The 15,726-nt window shown below is 20.6% G+C and carries 32 protein-coding genes and 2 pseudogenes; 21 read left to right on the top strand and 13 right to left on the bottom strand.

Going from position 1 to position 15,726, the window contains the following annotated elements; genetic code table 4:
- Positions 1–497 precede the first annotated feature (497 nt).
- The 4 genes and pseudogenes from AACL24_RS02695 (at position 498) to AACL24_RS02680 (ending at position 3,006) form a co-directional block, all read left to right on the top strand.
- Positions 498–1,327 (top strand): IS5 family transposase gene (locus AACL24_RS02695; RefSeq protein ID WP_339048477.1). Its coding sequence is split into 2 segments (ribosomal slippage): positions 498–894 and positions 894–1,327, totalling 831 coding nucleotides; the frame shifts between segments, so codons are not numbered across the junction.
- A gap of 270 nt (positions 1,328–1,597) precedes the next feature.
- Positions 1,598–2,011, top strand: a pseudogene (locus AACL24_RS02690) (transposase); the annotation flags it as partial.
- A gap of 142 nt (positions 2,012–2,153) precedes the next feature.
- Positions 2,154–2,591, top strand: a complete 438-nt coding sequence (locus AACL24_RS02685) for a transposase family protein (RefSeq protein WP_339046404.1) — start codon at positions 2,154–2,156, stop codon at positions 2,589–2,591.
- A gap of 7 nt (positions 2,592–2,598) precedes the next feature.
- Positions 2,599–3,006, top strand: a complete 408-nt coding sequence (locus tag AACL24_RS02680; RefSeq protein ID WP_339045908.1) for a transposase family protein — start codon at positions 2,599–2,601, stop codon at positions 3,004–3,006.
- Positions 3,007–3,214: 208 nt separating this feature from the next.
- Here AACL24_RS02680 and AACL24_RS02675 read toward each other — a convergent pair.
- Positions 3,215–3,473: pseudogene (locus AACL24_RS02675) on the bottom strand (transposase); the annotation flags it as partial.
- Positions 3,474–3,521: 48 nt separating this feature from the next.
- The gene (locus AACL24_RS02670) at positions 3,522–4,742 is read right to left on the bottom strand and encodes an IS3 family transposase (protein ID WP_339048471.1); all 1,221 of its coding nucleotides are present in this window, start codon (positions 4,740–4,742) and stop codon (positions 3,522–3,524) included.
- Positions 4,743–5,014: 272 nt separating this feature from the next.
- Between AACL24_RS02670 and AACL24_RS02665 the strand changes: the two genes are divergently transcribed.
- From AACL24_RS02665 to AACL24_RS02595, 15 genes are all read left to right on the top strand, one after another.
- Positions 5,015–5,191, top strand: coding sequence for a hypothetical protein (locus AACL24_RS02665; RefSeq protein ID WP_339048469.1), 177 nt, complete (start codon positions 5,015–5,017; stop codon positions 5,189–5,191).
- 35 nt (positions 5,192–5,226) lie between these two features.
- Complete coding sequence (locus AACL24_RS02660) at positions 5,227–5,691, top strand: hypothetical protein (RefSeq protein WP_339048283.1); 465 nt, start codon at positions 5,227–5,229, stop codon at positions 5,689–5,691.
- A 2-nt stretch (positions 5,692–5,693) separates the two neighbouring features.
- Positions 5,694–5,987: a hypothetical protein gene (locus AACL24_RS02655; RefSeq protein ID WP_339048467.1), complete on the top strand. Its 294-nt coding sequence runs from the start codon at positions 5,694–5,696 to the stop codon at positions 5,985–5,987.
- 4 nt (positions 5,988–5,991) lie between these two features.
- Positions 5,992–6,168 (top strand): hypothetical protein, encoded by a 177-nt coding sequence (locus AACL24_RS02650; protein WP_339048465.1) that lies wholly within the window; start codon positions 5,992–5,994, stop codon positions 6,166–6,168.
- Positions 6,168–6,395 (top strand): hypothetical protein, encoded by a 228-nt coding sequence (locus AACL24_RS02645; RefSeq protein ID WP_339048277.1) that lies wholly within the window; start codon positions 6,168–6,170, stop codon positions 6,393–6,395. Before AACL24_RS02650 ends, AACL24_RS02645 begins: the two co-directional genes overlap by 1 nt.
- A gap of 3 nt (positions 6,396–6,398) precedes the next feature.
- Positions 6,399–6,557 (top strand): hypothetical protein, encoded by a 159-nt coding sequence (locus tag AACL24_RS02640; RefSeq protein WP_339048445.1) that lies wholly within the window; start codon positions 6,399–6,401, stop codon positions 6,555–6,557.
- A gap of 3 nt (positions 6,558–6,560) precedes the next feature.
- Complete coding sequence (locus AACL24_RS02635; RefSeq protein ID WP_174480108.1) at positions 6,561–6,797, top strand: hypothetical protein; 237 nt, start codon at positions 6,561–6,563, stop codon at positions 6,795–6,797.
- Between the two features lie 11 nt (positions 6,798–6,808).
- Positions 6,809–7,636 carry a hypothetical protein gene (locus tag AACL24_RS02630; RefSeq protein WP_339048463.1) on the top strand — a complete coding sequence of 276 codons (828 nt, stop codon included), beginning with the start codon at positions 6,809–6,811 and terminating at the stop codon, positions 7,634–7,636.
- A gap of 16 nt (positions 7,637–7,652) precedes the next feature.
- On the top strand, positions 7,653–7,811 hold the full coding sequence (locus AACL24_RS02625) for a hypothetical protein (protein WP_339048267.1): 159 nt from the start codon (positions 7,653–7,655) through the stop codon (positions 7,809–7,811).
- A gap of 34 nt (positions 7,812–7,845) precedes the next feature.
- Positions 7,846–8,034 (top strand): hypothetical protein, encoded by a 189-nt coding sequence (locus AACL24_RS02620; RefSeq protein ID WP_281748557.1) that lies wholly within the window; start codon positions 7,846–7,848, stop codon positions 8,032–8,034.
- A gap of 1 nt (position 8,035) precedes the next feature.
- A complete protein-coding gene (locus AACL24_RS02615) occupies positions 8,036–8,224 on the top strand; it encodes a hypothetical protein (RefSeq protein ID WP_339048453.1) in 189 nt (62 codons plus the stop codon).
- Positions 8,225–8,241: 17 nt separating this feature from the next.
- Positions 8,242–8,550 carry a hypothetical protein gene (locus AACL24_RS02610; RefSeq protein ID WP_339048461.1) on the top strand — a complete coding sequence of 103 codons (309 nt, stop codon included), beginning with the start codon at positions 8,242–8,244 and terminating at the stop codon, positions 8,548–8,550.
- Positions 8,551–8,636: 86 nt separating this feature from the next.
- The gene (locus AACL24_RS02605; RefSeq protein WP_339048459.1) at positions 8,637–8,786 is read left to right on the top strand and encodes a hypothetical protein; all 150 of its coding nucleotides are present in this window, start codon (positions 8,637–8,639) and stop codon (positions 8,784–8,786) included.
- Between the two features lie 83 nt (positions 8,787–8,869).
- A complete protein-coding gene (locus AACL24_RS02600) occupies positions 8,870–9,292 on the top strand; it encodes a transposase family protein (protein WP_339048457.1) in 423 nt (140 codons plus the stop codon).
- Between the two features lie 23 nt (positions 9,293–9,315).
- Entirely contained in the window at positions 9,316–9,723 is a 408-nt protein-coding gene (locus AACL24_RS02595) for a transposase family protein (protein ID WP_339048455.1), read from the top strand.
- A gap of 62 nt (positions 9,724–9,785) precedes the next feature.
- Here the strand turns inward: AACL24_RS02595 and AACL24_RS02590 are convergent, their stop codons facing one another.
- A complete protein-coding gene (locus AACL24_RS02590) occupies positions 9,786–11,024 on the bottom strand; it encodes an IS256 family transposase (RefSeq protein WP_339049370.1) in 1,239 nt (412 codons plus the stop codon).
- Positions 11,025–11,182: 158 nt separating this feature from the next.
- Here AACL24_RS02590 and AACL24_RS02585 point away from each other — a divergent pair, with 158 nt between their 5' ends.
- Both AACL24_RS02585 and AACL24_RS02580 read left to right on the top strand, forming a co-directional pair.
- A complete protein-coding gene (locus tag AACL24_RS02585; protein WP_339046404.1) occupies positions 11,183–11,620 on the top strand; it encodes a transposase family protein in 438 nt (145 codons plus the stop codon).
- A gap of 7 nt (positions 11,621–11,627) precedes the next feature.
- Entirely contained in the window at positions 11,628–12,035 is a 408-nt protein-coding gene (locus tag AACL24_RS02580; RefSeq protein WP_339045908.1) for a transposase family protein, read from the top strand.
- A gap of 439 nt (positions 12,036–12,474) precedes the next feature.
- On the opposite strand, the gene AACL24_RS02575 is transcribed toward AACL24_RS02580, so the two are convergent.
- Genes AACL24_RS02575 through AACL24_RS02530 form a run of 10 tightly spaced genes read right to left on the bottom strand, consistent with a single transcriptional unit; the run spans position 12,475 to position 15,199 of the window.
- Entirely contained in the window at positions 12,475–12,663 is a 189-nt protein-coding gene (locus tag AACL24_RS02575; RefSeq protein ID WP_339048453.1) for a hypothetical protein, read from the bottom strand.
- Between the two features lies 1 nt (position 12,664).
- The gene (locus tag AACL24_RS02570; protein ID WP_339048451.1) at positions 12,665–12,853 is read right to left on the bottom strand and encodes a hypothetical protein; all 189 of its coding nucleotides are present in this window, start codon (positions 12,851–12,853) and stop codon (positions 12,665–12,667) included.
- A 34-nt stretch (positions 12,854–12,887) separates the two neighbouring features.
- The gene (locus AACL24_RS02565; RefSeq protein WP_339048449.1) at positions 12,888–13,046 is read right to left on the bottom strand and encodes a hypothetical protein; all 159 of its coding nucleotides are present in this window, start codon (positions 13,044–13,046) and stop codon (positions 12,888–12,890) included.
- 16 nt (positions 13,047–13,062) lie between these two features.
- Complete coding sequence (locus AACL24_RS02560) at positions 13,063–13,890, bottom strand: hypothetical protein (protein ID WP_339048447.1); 828 nt, start codon at positions 13,888–13,890, stop codon at positions 13,063–13,065.
- A gap of 11 nt (positions 13,891–13,901) precedes the next feature.
- Positions 13,902–14,138, bottom strand: coding sequence for a hypothetical protein (locus tag AACL24_RS02555; protein ID WP_174480108.1), 237 nt, complete (start codon positions 14,136–14,138; stop codon positions 13,902–13,904).
- A 3-nt stretch (positions 14,139–14,141) separates the two neighbouring features.
- Positions 14,142–14,300 carry a hypothetical protein gene (locus tag AACL24_RS02550; protein ID WP_339048445.1) on the bottom strand — a complete coding sequence of 53 codons (159 nt, stop codon included), beginning with the start codon at positions 14,298–14,300 and terminating at the stop codon, positions 14,142–14,144.
- 3 nt (positions 14,301–14,303) lie between these two features.
- Positions 14,304–14,531: a hypothetical protein gene (locus AACL24_RS02545; protein ID WP_339048277.1), complete on the bottom strand. Its 228-nt coding sequence runs from the start codon at positions 14,529–14,531 to the stop codon at positions 14,304–14,306.
- On the bottom strand, positions 14,531–14,707 hold the full coding sequence (locus AACL24_RS02540) for a hypothetical protein (protein WP_339048443.1): 177 nt from the start codon (positions 14,705–14,707) through the stop codon (positions 14,531–14,533). The genes AACL24_RS02545 and AACL24_RS02540 overlap by 1 nt, the downstream gene beginning before the upstream one ends.
- Positions 14,708–14,711: 4 nt before the next feature.
- On the bottom strand, positions 14,712–15,005 hold the full coding sequence (locus AACL24_RS02535) for a hypothetical protein (protein ID WP_339048441.1): 294 nt from the start codon (positions 15,003–15,005) through the stop codon (positions 14,712–14,714).
- Positions 15,006–15,007: 2 nt separating this feature from the next.
- Positions 15,008–15,199 carry a hypothetical protein gene (locus AACL24_RS02530; RefSeq protein WP_339048439.1) on the bottom strand — a complete coding sequence of 64 codons (192 nt, stop codon included), beginning with the start codon at positions 15,197–15,199 and terminating at the stop codon, positions 15,008–15,010.
- Between the last annotated feature and the right edge of the window lie 527 nt (positions 15,200–15,726).

The raw sequence follows: 15,726 nt of genomic DNA, 5'->3' as shown, positions 1-15,726 counted from the left end.
ATATTATACTATTATCATTTAAAACTTCTAAAATTGTTATTGTATGAAAAATACTTGAGTGGATTATTTGTTCTTCATCAAATTTTTCTTTTTCTTTTCAATCTTTTTTTCAAAATTTGATTTTTTTGGCATATTTAATTTTCCTTTCAAAATAAAAAACCCATTTACTTTTTATGAAAGTAAATAGATTAAAAACTAATATTTAGTTATATACAGTATAGAAAATAAAAAAAATTTGTCAACTTTAGAATCTTTTATATTATTTCAAAATAAGTCAAATTTCAAAAAAAAGTAATAATAAAAACTTTAATAGTGTTAAAAGCATTTTTTATGTTTTTTAGATAATCATTTATTATTATTATTTATAGTTTATTTTAAAAATTAAAATAAATTAATTTTTTTGAAAGGAAAAAAAAGGTAATAGACTTCTTGCAAAACCTATCTATTAAAAATTTAATTTTTAAAATAAAATTAAAAATAAAAAAGATAGGTAATCTATGATGTTTGATAAATTAAAAACTATTAACAATCCAGAATTATTAAGATTAACTGGTATAAATGATATTATTTTTAATAAAATTCTAAAAATTTTAAAGACAGAAGAAGTAAAAAAGTTTAAAAATGGTGGTACACCTAATAAATTATCATTAGAAAATCGTTTATTAATGACTTTAGAATATTGAAGAGAGTATCGAACTTATTTTCATATTGCTAAAAGTTATGGAATTAGTGAAAGTAGTTGCTATAGGAATATCAAGTGAATAGAAAATACTTTAATAAAACATCCTGATTTTCAACAACTTGATGGGCAAAAATCACTGTTAAATAATAATTTTAAAGATAAAACAGTTATCATTGATGTGACTGAAAGTACTATTCAACGCCCAAAAAAAGTCAAAAACAATATTATTCAGGAAAAAAGAAAAAACATACAATAAAAACTCAAGTCATAATTGAAAAAGATAGTAAAAAAATTATAAGTTCTTATTTTTCTTATGGTAAAAATCATCATTTTAAAATTTTAAAAAATTCAAAAACGAAATTTTTATCAGAAACAACTATTTTAGTAGATTTAGGATATCAAGGTATACAAAACATACATAAAAATGTCTTATTACCTAAACGAAAATCAAAGAAAAACCCTTTAACTAAAGAAGAAAAGAAAAATAATAAGGCTATTTCAAAAATGAGAGTTGTTATTGAACATGTTTTTGCGATTCTTAAAAAATTTAAAATTATTAGTGAAAAATATCGAAATAGAAGAAAAAAATTTGCATTAAGATTTAATTTAATAGCTTCAATTTATAATTTACAATTATTAATTTAAATATATTTGATAATTTAATATTTTATTTTTTTATTTGAAATAATAATTTTTGTTGTATTTTAATGACAAAAAATAAAACATATTTTGAACAATAATTTTTAAAAAATATTAAAAGTGTTATTAAAATAAATTTTTAAACTTAAAAAATGTGATTAATATCATAGTTTTGCAAGAAGTCTAATGTTTAGTAATCTGTGTAACTTACAAAAATAACTATGTTTAATTAATTCTAGTAAATATAATTAAATTTCTAGAAAGAGTGAGTTACAGATGGCTAAAAATCAAAATATTAATAATAATGATCCAATATCAAAAGCAGTAGATTTATTATTAGAAAATACTGAAGATTTAACAACAGTTTTTAAAGAGGGAGGATTGTATAAAGAATTAACAAAAAGATTAGTAGAAAAAATGTTGAATTCTGAGATGCAAAATTATTTGGGATATGAAAAGAATCAACATAGTAATAGTGACAATGCTCGTAATGGTATAAGTTCAAAAAAAATAATAACTCAACAAGGTAAAATTGAGATTGATGTACCACGAGATCGCAATAGTAATTTTAATCCTATAATAGTTGCAAAAAGACAAAGAAGATTTGATGGTTTTGATCAACAAGTTCTTTCTTTATATGCAAAAGGTATGACATTATCAGATATTAGAATGCAATTACAAGAGTTATATCAGAGGCTTTTATGTAATCTGTGTATCTTTGTTTTACAAAAGACATATTCCGTAATTAAATTTTTTAAAAGTCAATTAATAATTTTAAAATTTATTTTATAATTTTGTTATTAACAATAAATTTAGAAAAGTGTTGATAAAAATGATTTTTGAAAATTTAAAAAAATTAAAAAATGAAGAATTTTATAGATATTTTGGTATAAAACGTTTTCATTTTAATGAAATGTTAGAAAAATTAATTGAAATAGAAAAATTAGAAAAAAATAAAGGTCGAAAAAATAAACTTTCAGTAGAAGAAAGATTAATGATGACTTTATTATACTGAAAAGAATATTATACTTTTTTTCAAATGAGTATTAAATCTAAAATGAGCCCATCAAGTTGTTTTCGAAATATTACTTGAGTAGAAAATAAACTTAGTAACCACAAAGATTACCAATTTTTAAAAGAAAGATATAAATTAAAAATTGATAAAAAACAAGAAAATTCAAATGAATTTCAATTTTATTTAATTGATTCAACTGAGATTGAAATTGAAAGACCAACTAAAAAAACTACAGTTAGAATATTTTTCTGGTAAAAGTTGAATGTATTCTATAAAATTTCAAATTGTATATGATTTTTTTAATAAAAAAATTGTTGATATTTTTGCTGATAATGGTAAAGTGCATGATTTTCAAATATTAAAAAATTCAAATCTTGAATTTTCAGAAAAAACAATAATTATTGGTGATTTAGGATATCAAGGTATACAAAATATTTATAAAAATACAATAATACCAATTAAAAGAACTAAAAATAAAAAATTAACTAAACAAGAAAGAAAATACAATAAGATTGTATCTAAAATTAGAATTAAAGTTGAACATGTCTTTGCTTGATTGAAAAGATTCAAAATTTTAGTAAATAAATGTAGAAAATCTAAATTTAGACTTATGTACTTAAGATTTAACTTACTTTGTGAAATTTTTAATAAAATAAAACCATTAAAATAAAAAAAATATTAAAAATATTTTTTTAAAATTTAAATTTTTATCAAGTTAATATAAAAATATTATTAACAATTTTTTGTTTAAAATGTAAACTCATTTTTTAAACTATTTTTTCAAAAAATATTTATTTCTATATTCAATAACACTAAATAGTTTTAACACAATTTTATTGACAATTAATTAAATTTAATTACGGAATATGTCCAAAGTACTAGTTTAGATTAATTCTATCTTCAAATTTTATCATAAAATGAGCAATTGCTGTATTTCAATTTTGAATGGGCATTGCTCATTTTTTTTGTTATATTTTCAATTGCTAAATAAAATATTTTAAAAACTGCCATATCATTAGGAAAAACTTTTTTATTTCTGATAACTTTTCGTAATTGACTATTTACAGATTCAATAGCATTTGTTGTATAAATCACTCTTTTGATTTCTGTAGGATAACTAATAAAAACCATTAAATTTGAATTTGTCAAGAAAAGTGGACAATTAAAGTAACCTTTTATTAAATTTTATAAAATAGTGTTTGTAAGTGTTAAATTTGTAGATATGAAGTAATTATTTGTTGATTTGGAATTAGCTAATCGATATTCGATTGGACTCATTCCTTTTAATTTTGTTTGAGATCTATCGTTATTATAAAAGTAAATATATTTGGGTAAATTTTCTTTTATTCATTCAATAGTTCTGTTTTTTCTTAGAATTTGATATAGAAATTCTGTTTTCATTGTTCCAAATCAAGATTCAGTAGCACCATTATCACAAGAATTATCTCTTCTAGACATCGAAATTTTTATTTTTAATTCGTCACATAAGGTTTTATAAGAAGGATTTGTATAATGAAATCCTTGGTCTGATTGTAAAATTCATGAAGTAGGTTTTTGAGCATTAACTCAAGCTTGAATAATGTTTTGGACAACAAATGTCATATCTAAACTTGCGCTTATTTTATAATCTAATATTTCATTATTATGAAAATCTTTAACAATTGATAAATAATATGTTTTACCATTAGTCAATAAATAAGTTATATCAGTACCTAATTTTTGATTTAAATCAGTAGTTGAAAAATCACGATTTAATAAATTATCATATCTTAAACTTCCTGATTTAGTTTTATAATCAAATTTCTTTATGCGAACCTTAGCTTTTAAACCCATATTTTTCATATATCTATATACAACATGAAATTTTAATTTTAAATTATAAATTTTGTTAATTAATAAAGTTATCATTTTATAACCATAAATTTCTTTAAATTCATAAAAAATATTTTTAATTATATTAGCTAAAAATTTATCTCATTTATTAAATTCATTCATTCCGTTTTTAATTCATTTGTAATATCCTGATTTTGAAACCTTTAAAAATCAACATAAATAACTAATCTGATATTTTTTCTTCAAGGAGAAAATCAGAAAATATTTCTTCTTTTTTGTCGATTTTTCTAAATACTTTTTTATATCGTTCATTACCTCAATATATTGAATTAATTCTTGTTTTGTCATTTCATTAAAATTTAAAGATTTGGTTTGACCTGTTCTTTTGGTTTTTTTAGCACGAATTCCATTGCCATATTCTAAACCTTCTTCACCTAATAATTTGTATGCTTTAATTCATTCTTTTATTGATGATCGGCCAATACCATATTCTAATGCAGTTTTATCAATCGTTTTAATTTTACTTATTTTTATTATTTTTAACTTTTCTTCTTTTGATAGTCATTTAGCCATAAAAAAAATTAACACCTTCCTTAAAGTATTTTTAACACAAAGGTTACAATTCTGTGTCTACTTTATTCTAGATGTTCAGTTACTTCTTATAAGGAAATTTCAACTCATAATGAAAAAGTATTTTTGTTGAACATGTAAACAAAATAAATTAGATTATTTATTCTTTAATACTAATGATATAAAAACAAGAAAATATTTTTTAAGAGACAAAAACGGTAAAGCAATTTGTTATGACTGTATTTTAAATGTTAGGTTAAGTAGGAGGTATAAGTATGGATAAAGAATATTTAACTAAAAGAGGAACGATTTGCATAACGGATAGTGATGATATTGAATATAGAGTAGGATTAATTAAACTTATTGATAGTTTACAAAAAGATAATTTAGTTTGTGGTCATAAAGAATTTATTGAAGAATGTAAATATTGTTGATGTAATTGTGATTTATAAATTATTAAAACAGTTATTAGAGGTTAACTTAATTAATGCAATATGACTTAATTATTGGTATTGACCCCGCTGGTATTGGTAATAACGGAATTGTTATATATTCAAATGAAACTAATAATATTGTTTTTAATGAAACATTCAATACATTAACTGTTTTATGAACTAAAAATATTTATAAAGAAAAATTTCAATTAATTAAAGAAAAATTTATTGATAAAAAAATATTAGTTATTGTAGAAAATTTCTTTTTAAGTTCAAAACAATTATTAACTAATCCATTAGCAACACCTAAAATTATTGGTGCATTAATGGTATTAGTACAAGATGTTTTCAACTGAGATTATTTCGAAAATCACCCAAAAAATAAAAATAAAATAACAGAATATAAAGGAAATATAAAATTAACAAAACATGAACAAGATGCTTATAAGCATATTCAATATTATTTAAAAAATCATAAAAAAATATTAATTTTTGATAATTATTTAAGGAAATTATAAACATGAAAGATAAAGCAAATTATGTCAAATTAACAGTAAAACTAAGTAACACTATTGAAGCAAAATATTACGAAAAAGGTAATAAAGAATTATATTATAGTGTTCGAGGTCAATGAAATGGTTTAAACTATGTTACTTTAATTTTTAACAACCCAAAATTTTATAGACGATGTATTTTATTAAACAAAAATGATGAAATTTTAGTAAGTGGTGAAATCTTTAATAATTGAAATATGAATATAAATCGTGCATTTTGTTCAATCAATGTTAAATGATTTAAAAAATGAAAAGAGTAAAAGAATGATTAAAAATACATCATTAGAATATATTAATGACAGAATTAATCAACATAAAGAAAATATTAATAAATATACAAAAGAAATTGAAAGATTGCAAAACTTTATTAAAGCAAATGAAATTAGAATAACTGAATTAGAAATAATAAAAGATATTTTACAAAAAGGAGAAAAAATATAATGAATTTTAATCAAAATCTAAAACAAATGACTGATTTAGTAATGAAAAAAGATATGGAAAAAGTATTAGAAAATTTAAAAATTAAAATAGGAACTATTGCATTTAATAATATTGAAGAAGAATTACACATTATAAATTTAATAATAAATAAAATGTCAGAACATATTTGTTCATTAGAACAAGAAATAATTAGAAAAAATCAAATAATAAAAGATAAATTGGAATAAAAAATGATATTATGAAAAATTTTATTAATAGTACCGATATTAATAACAAGTATAACATTAATAATATTTTTAATTTATATAATTAAAGATTTAAAAAATGAATATAAAGTTTTAAAAACATTAAATGAAATTGCTAATCAAATTAAAAATAAGGAGAAATAATTAATGATAATATTACCTACTTTGTTTGAAAATAAAGATGAAATTGAAATATTATCACCATTTCCAAAAGCAATTCATACAAGTAATGATATTAGAGCAATTATTTTAAGACAATACCCAAATGTTAAATCAAAACACATAATTGTTTCTGACCCTGAAAGTAATGTTGCATTAATAGTTGGTGATAATGATGTTTATCAAGGTTGAATTAAAGTAACAATTAAAAAATTAGAAAATTAAAGGAGAATAAAATGCCAAGTATAGAAAATCAATCAAATTATACTTTAACTAAATTAATTAGAACTGGTATAAGTCCTATTTGTGCAATGATTGGTACAAGTGCTTATTATGGTCAATATTTAAAAGACCCAATTTTAGGTTCAATTAATAGTTTATTATTTGGTAAAAAATTAGGTTTAGATATATGAAATTTAAATCAAAGACCAAATACAAAAACTAAATTAATTAATAGTTCTAAAAAAATATTATTAGGTTTAGGAACAATCGGTTTAGCAAATTATAGTAAATGAACAGAAAATACTATTAATCCTATTACTCCAACAACACCAAATCCAATAACTACTACAACTACAACAGAAGGTCCACCATGATTACTATTAAATAAACAAGATAATCAGTCATTAATGGATTGAGATACATATATTAGTTTAAATGCTTATGGTATATCAAATCTTATTAGTGGATTAACTGAGTTAATACCTAATAAATTTGAAACAATAAGAAAGATTTGTAATATGGCAACTGGTGGATGTTTAATATCAAGTGGTGTAGCAATGGGTATTAATAATGATTTTAATAATGCTTATGCAGTACCTACAATTATTGCTGGTGCAAGTGAAATTATAAATCAGTTGTTGTTACCATTTGGAAATACAAATAATGTTGTTCAATTACAAGAAGTGTTTTCAGATGAAAGAGCAAGATTAATTAATGATAATAGATTTACTATTAATAGTGAAACTGCAAGTCAATATTATGGTAGTGATAATATGAGCGAAGTACCATTAAATCATGATAATGCTTCATTAAATTGAGATTATAATCACATGAGTTTATAAAGGAGGTGAATAATTTATGAATAAAGAAAAATTACTTGAATATTATAATAATGAAATTCATAGATATAAAGAGAGAATGGAACAATTAAATAAAGAAATTGCCTTATTAGTAAGCATTATAAGTAATTCACAATCAATGATTGAAAGAATTAATGGTGGTCAATTTGACGAATAATTAAAAAATACATAATTGAAAGGTAGATATTAAAATGAAAGAATTTTTAAAAGCACTTGAAACAATTGGAATAAGCACTGGTATATTAATTTGTAGAGAAATTATTGTTTTATTAAAACGATTTATTACAACTCCAAAACATGTTAGGGCAAATAATAAAATTATCAAACATCAAAAAAAATTAGCAAAACTTAACGAAAAAATTAATAAAGGAGAAAAATAACATGACAAAAATTGAATTTAATGAAAAATATAATTTTAAACATGATATCTATATTGATAGAGATTTTGATTTACATATTGATAATTGTTTTAAATTTTCTGATATTGATACATTACAAAACGCAGTTAATGATTATAAAAAATTAATAAGTGAAATGCCACAATTAGTTAAAGATTGATTATTGGGATAAGATTAGGAGAATGTTAAATGTTAGAAAATGAAAATAATGTTCAACAAACAACTGAAACTTTAACTGAAAACAATGCTTCTTCACAAGAAATAGAAAATAAAGTTAATGAAGCAGAAAATAAGTTAAATAAACTTAATCAAGAAATTAAAGAAAAAGAAATGATTAATATATTTAAAAAATATCAAGTTAAAACTGAATTTTATGATTTTTTAAAATTTAAAACTAATAATTTAGAAAATTCAAAAATTGAAGAAACTATTAAAAAATGATTAAAGAACAACCAATATTTAAAGAAACAATTAATACAGGTGGCAATAAACAAATAATTATTAATAATAAAACAAATGATAAAGAAAATTTTTTAATTAATTATAAAAAGAAAAATTATTTATAAACGAAAGGAAGAAATAAAATGTCAGTACCATTTAATCAAAATTTAGACAATACAGAGAGATTAGTAGAAGCACCAGAATTTATAGAGTTTTTTAAAATTTCAAATAGTCCATGGGCAAACTTTTTCCCTACTGAAATTGTTGACTCAGTAGACATATTCCGTAATTAAATTTTTTAAAAGTCAATTAATAATTTTAAAATTTATTTTAAAATTTTGTTATTAACAATAAATTTAGAAAAGTGTTGATAAAAATGATTTTTGAAAATTTAAAAAAATTAAAAAATGAAGAATTTTATAGATATTTTGGTATAAAACGTTTTCATTTTAATGAAATGTTAGAAAAATTAATTGAAATAGAAAAATTAGAAAAAAATAAAGGTCGAAAAAATAAACTTTCAGTAGAAGAAAGATTAATGATGACTTTATTATACTGAAAAGAATATTATACTTTTTTTCAAATGAGTATTAAATCTAAAATGAGCCCATCAAGTTGTTTTCGAAATATTACTTGAGTAGAAAATAAACTTAGTAACCACAAAGATTACCAATTTTTAAAAGAAAGATATAAATTAAAAATTGATAAAAAACAAGAAAATTCAAATGAATTTCAATTTTATTTAATTGATTCAACTGAGATTGAAATTGAAAGACCAATTAAAAAAAACTACAGTTAGAATATTTTTCTGGTAAAAGTTGAATGTATTCTATAAAATTTCAAATTGTATATGATTTTTTTAATAAAAAAATTGTTGATATTTTTGCTGATAATGGTAAAGTGCATGATTTTCAAATATTAAAAAATTCAAATCTTGAATTTTCAGAAAAAACAATAATTATTGGTGATTTAGGATATCAAGGTATACAAAATATTTATAAAAATACAATAATACCAATTAAAAGAACTAAAAATAAAAAATTAACTAAACAAGAAAGAAAATACAATAAGATTGTATCTAAAATTAGAATTAAAGTTGAACATGTCTTTGCTTGATTGAAAAGATTCAAAATTTTAGTAAATAAATGTAAAAAATCTAAATTTAGACTTATGTACTTAAGATTTAACTTACTTTGTGAAATTTTTAATAAAATAAAACCATTAAAATAAAAAAATATTAAAAATATTTTTGAGGCTTTTATGTAATCTGTGTATCTTTGTTTTACAAAGTACTAGTTTAGATTAATTCTATCTTCAAATTTTATCATAAAATGAGCAATTGCTGTATTTCAATTTTGAATGGGCATTGTTCATTTTTTTGTTATATTTTCAATTGCTAAATAAAATATTTTAAAAACTGCCATATCATTAGGAAAAACTTTTTTATTTCTGATAACTTTTCGTAATTGACTATTTACAGATTCAATAGCATTTGTTGTATAAATAACTCTTTTGATTTCTGTAGGATAACTAATAAAAACCATTAAATTATCTCAATTTTTATATCAAGATTTAGCAATTTGAGGATATTGTTTATTTCACTTATTTTCAAAGGATTCTAAAGCCTGCATTGCTTGTTCTTCACTACATGCAGTATAAATTGGTTTTAAATCTGCAACTAGAGATTTTCTATGCTTATATGAGACATATTTCAAACTATTTCTAATTTGATGAACTATGCATAATTGATGTTCTGTTTTAAGATAAACTGATTGTATTGCTTCTGACATGCCTGTTAAATTATCACTGCAGGCAATAAGAATATCATTTAAGCCACGATTTTTCATTTCTGTTAAATTTGCTAATCAAAATTTAGAACCTTCATTTTCACTAATTCATAAACCTAAAACATCTTTTTTACCTTCTAAATCAACTCCTAAAGCTATATAAACTGATTTATTAATAATCCTTTTATCTTGTCGTACTTTCACTACTATGCAATCAAAATAAACAATCGGATAGACACTTTCTAATGGTCGATTTTGCCATGCTTTTACATCATCAATAACATCATCAGTAATTTGACTAATAACACTTTCACTAATATCAGCACCATGATATAACTCTTGTAATTGCATTCTAATATCTGATAATGTCATACCTTTTGCATATAAAGAAAGAACTTGTTGATCAAAACCATCAAATCTTCTTTGTCTTTTTGCAACTATTATAGGATTAAAATTACTATTGCGATCTCGTGGTACATCAATCTCAATTTTACCTTGTTGAGTTATTATTTTTTTTGAACTTATACCATTACGAGCATTGTCATTATTACTATGTTGATTCTTTTCATATCCCAAATAATTTTGCATCTCAGAATTCAACATTTTTTCTACTAATCTTTTTGTTAATTCTTTATACAATCCTCCCTCTTTAAAAACTGTTGTTAAATCTTCAGTATTTTCTAATAATAAATCTACTGCTTTTGATATTGGATCATTATTATTAATATTTTGCTTTTTAGCCATCTGTAACTCACTCTTTCTAGTCATTTAATTATATTTACTAGAATTAATTAAACATAAGACATATTCCGTAATTAAATTTTTTAAAAGTCAATTAATAATTTTAAAATTTATTTTATAATTTTGTTATTAACAATAAATTTAGAAAAGTGTTGATAAAAATGATTTTTGAAAATTTAAAAAAATTAAAAAATGAAGAATTTTATAGATATTTTGGTATAAAACGTTTTCATTTTAATGAAATGTTAGAAAAATTAATTGAAATAGAAAAATTAGAAAAAAATAAAGGTCGAAAAAATAAACTTTCAGTAGAAGAAAGATTAATGATGACTTTATTATACTGAAAAGAATATTATACTTTTTTTCAAATGAGTATTAAATCTAAAATGAGCCCATCAAGTTGTTTTCGAAATATTACTTGAGTAGAAAATAAACTTAGTAACCACAAAGATTACCAATTTTTAAAAGAAAGATATAAATTAAAAATTGATAAAAAACAAGAAAATTCAAATGAATTTCAATTTTATTTAATTGATTCAACTGAGATTGAAATTGAAAGACCAACTAAAAAAACTACAGTTAGAATATTTTTCTGGTAAAAGTTGAATGTATTCTATAAAATTTCAAATTGTATATGATTTTTTTAATAAAAAAATTGTTGATATTTTTGCTGATAATGGTAAAGTGCATGATTTTCAAATATTAAAAAATTCAAATCTTGAATTTTCAGAAAAAACAATAATTATTGGTGATTTAGGATATCAAGGTATACAAAATATTTATAAAAATACAATAATACCAATTAAAAGAACTAAAAATAAAAAATTAACTAAACAAGAAAGAAAATACAATAAGATTGTATCTAAAATTAGAATTAAAGTTGAACATGTCTTTGCATGATTGAAAAGATTCAAAATTTTAGTAAATAAATGTAGAAAATCTAAATTTAGACTTATGTACTTAAGATTTAACTTACTTTGTGAAATTTTTAATAAAATAAAACCATTAAAATAAAAAAAATATTAAAAATATTTTTTTAAAATTTAAATTTTTATCGAGTTAATATAAAAATATTATTAACAATTTTTTGTTTAAAATGTAAACTCATTTTTTAAACTATTTTTTCAAAAAATATTTATTTCTATATTCAATAACACTAAATAGTTTTAAAACAATTTTATTGACAATTAATTAAATTTAATTACGGAATATGTCCATAGTTATTTTTGTAAGTTACACAGATTACTAAACATTACCATATTTTTTTAAAATTTAAATTTTTATCGAGTTAATATAAAAATATTATTAACAATTTTTTGTTTAAAATGTAAACTCATTTTTTAAACTATTTTTTCAAAAAATATTTATTTCTATATTCAATAACACTAAATAGTTTTAAAACAATTTTATTGACAATTAATTAAATTTAATTACGGAATATGTCCTCCTAATCTTATCCCAATAATCAATCTTTAACTAATTGTGGCATTTCACTTATTAATTTTTTATAATCATTAACTGCGTTTTGTAATGTATCAATATCAGAAAATTTAAAACAATTATCAATATGTAAATCAAAATCTCTATCAATATAGATATCATGTTTAAAATTATATTTTTCATTAAATTCAATTTTTGTCATGTTATTTTTCTCCTTTATTAATTTTTTCGTTAAGTTTTGCTAATTTTTTTTGATGTTTGATAATTTTATTATTTGCCCTAATATGTTTTGGAGTTGTAATAAATCGTTTTAATAAAACAATAATTTCTCTACAAATTAATATACCAGTGCTTATTCCAATTGTTTCAAGTGCTTTTAAAAATTCTTTCATTTTAATATCTACCTTTCAATTATGTATTTTTTAATTATTCGTCAAATTGACCACCATTAATTCTTTCAATCATTGATTGTGCATTACTTATAATGCTTACTAATAAGGCAATTTCTTTATTTAATTGTTCCATTCTCTCTTTATATCTATGAATTTCATTATTATAATATTCAAGTAATTTTTCTTTATTCATAAATTATTCACCTCCTTTATAAACTCATGTGATTATAATCTCAATTTAATGAAGCATTATCATGATTTAATGGTACTTCGCTCATATTATCACTACCATAATATTGACTTGCAGTTTCACTATTAATAGTAAATCTATTGTCATTAATTAATCTTGCTCTTTCATCTGAAAACACTTCTTGTAATTGAACAACATTATTTGTATTTCCAAATGGTAACAACAACTGATTTATAATTTCACTTGCACCAGCAACAATTGTAGGTACTGCATAAGCATTATTAAAATCATTATTAATACCCATTGCTACACCACTTGATATTAAACATCCACCAGTTGCCATATTACAAATCTTTCTTATTGTTTCAAATTTATTAGGTATTAACTCAGTTAATCCACTAATAAGATTTGATATACCATAAGCATTTAAACTAATATATGTATCTCAATCCATTAATGACTGATTATCTTGTTTATTTAATAGTAATCATGGTGGACCTTCTGTTGTAGTTGTAGTAGTTATTGGATTTGGTGTTGTTGGAATAATAGGATTAATAGTATTTTCTGTTCATTTACTATAATTTGCTAAACCGATTGTTCCTAAACCTAATAATATTTTTTTAGAACTATTAATTAATTTAGTTTTTGTATTTGGTCTTTGATTTAAATTTCATATATCTAAACCTAATTTTTTACCAAATAATAAACTATTAATTGAACCTAAAATTGGGTCTTTTAAATATTGACCATAATAAGCACTTGTACCAATCATTGCATAAATAGGACTTATACCCGTTCTAATTAATTTAGTTAAAGTATAATTTGATTGATTTTCTATACTTGGCATTTTATTCTCCTTTAATTTTCTAATTTTTTAATTGTTACTTTAATTCAACCTTGATAAACATCATTATCACCAACTATTAATGCAACATTACTTTCAGGGTCAGAAACAATTATGTGTTTTGATTTAACATTTGGGTATTGTCTTAAAATAATTGCTCTAATATCATTACTTGTATGAATTGCTTTTGGAAATGGTGATAATATTTCAATTTCATCTTTATTTTCAAACAAAGTAGGTAATATTATCATTAATTATTTCTCCTTATTTTTAATTTGATTAGCAATTTCATTTAATGTTTTTAAAACTTTATATTCATTTTTTAAATCTTTAATTATATAAATTAAAAATATTATTAATGTTATACTTGTTATTAATATCGGTACTATTAATAAAATTTTTCATAATATCATTTTTTATTCCAATTTATCTTTTATTATTTGATTTTTTCTAATTATTTCTTGTTCTAATGAACAAATATGTTCTGACATTTTATTTATTATTAAATTTATAATGTGTAATTCTTCTTCAATATTATTAAATGCAATAGTTCCTATTTTAATTTTTAAATTTTCTAATACTTTTTCCATATCTTTTTTCATTACTAAATCAGTCATTTGTTTTAGATTTTGATTAAAATTCATTATATTTTTTCTCCTTTTTGTAAAATATCTTTTATTATTTCTAATTCAGTTATTCTAATTTCATTTGCTTTAATAAAGTTTTGCAATCTTTCAATTTCTTTTGTATATTTATTAATATTTTCTTTATGTTGATTAATTCTGTCATTAATATATTCTAATGGTGTATTTTTAATCATTCTTTTACTCTTTTCATTTTTTAAATCATTTAACATTGATTGAACAAAATGCACGATTTATATTCATATTTCAATTATTAAAGATTTCACCACTTACTAAAATTTCATCATTTTTGTTTAATAAAATACATCGTCTATAAAATTTTGGGTTGTTAAAAATTAAAGTAACATAGTTTAAAACATTTCATTGACCTCGAACACTATAATATAATTCTTTATTACCTTTTTCGTAATATTTTGCTTCAATAGTGTTACTTAGTTTTACTTTTAATTTGACATAATTTGCTTTATCTTTCATGTTTATAATTTCCTTAAATAATTATCAAAAATTAATATTTTTTTATGATTTTTTAAATAATATTGAATATGCTTATAAGCATCTTGTTCATGTTTTGTTAATTTTATATTTCCTTTATATTCTGTTATTTTATTTTTATTTTTTGGGTGATTTTCGAAATAATCTCAGTTGAAAACATTTTGTACTAATACCATTAATGCACCAATAATTTTAGGTGTTGCTAATGGATTAGTTAATAATTGTTTTGAACTTAAAAAGAAATTTTCTACAATAACTAATATTTTTTTATCAATAAATTTTTCTTTAATTAATTGAAATTTTTCTTTATAAATATTTTTAGTTCATAAAACAGTTAATGTATTGAATGTTTCATTAAAAACAATATTATTAGTTTCATTTGAAATATAGGACGGTTGTCAAATTTACGAAATAATTAATTATCATATTAGTAACTTATTTCCAAAATTACCATTTAAAAATGATGATAGACAAATTAAATTCTCTTTTACCCTTAAATTTAATATTCGACGTATTTTAAAAAATATACATTTAAAAGATAAAATAAAAATTATTAACAAGGAAAAAGACAAGAAATAATCTTGTCTTTTTTTGTAATTGTAAAATTTTAAAATTTTTAAGAACCCTCTTTAACGCTATTATCAACACGTGTTAGGGAACTAAAAAAGTGAACTACAACACAGTTGTTAAAAATAGTAGCTAG

The organism is Spiroplasma endosymbiont of Colias croceus (assembly GCF_964020095.1).
In the GTDB taxonomy this organism is placed as follows: domain Bacteria; phylum Bacillota_I; class Bacilli_A; order Mycoplasmatales; family VBWQ01; genus Spiroplasma_E.
This window is presented reverse-complemented; position numbering and strand designations above follow the sequence as displayed.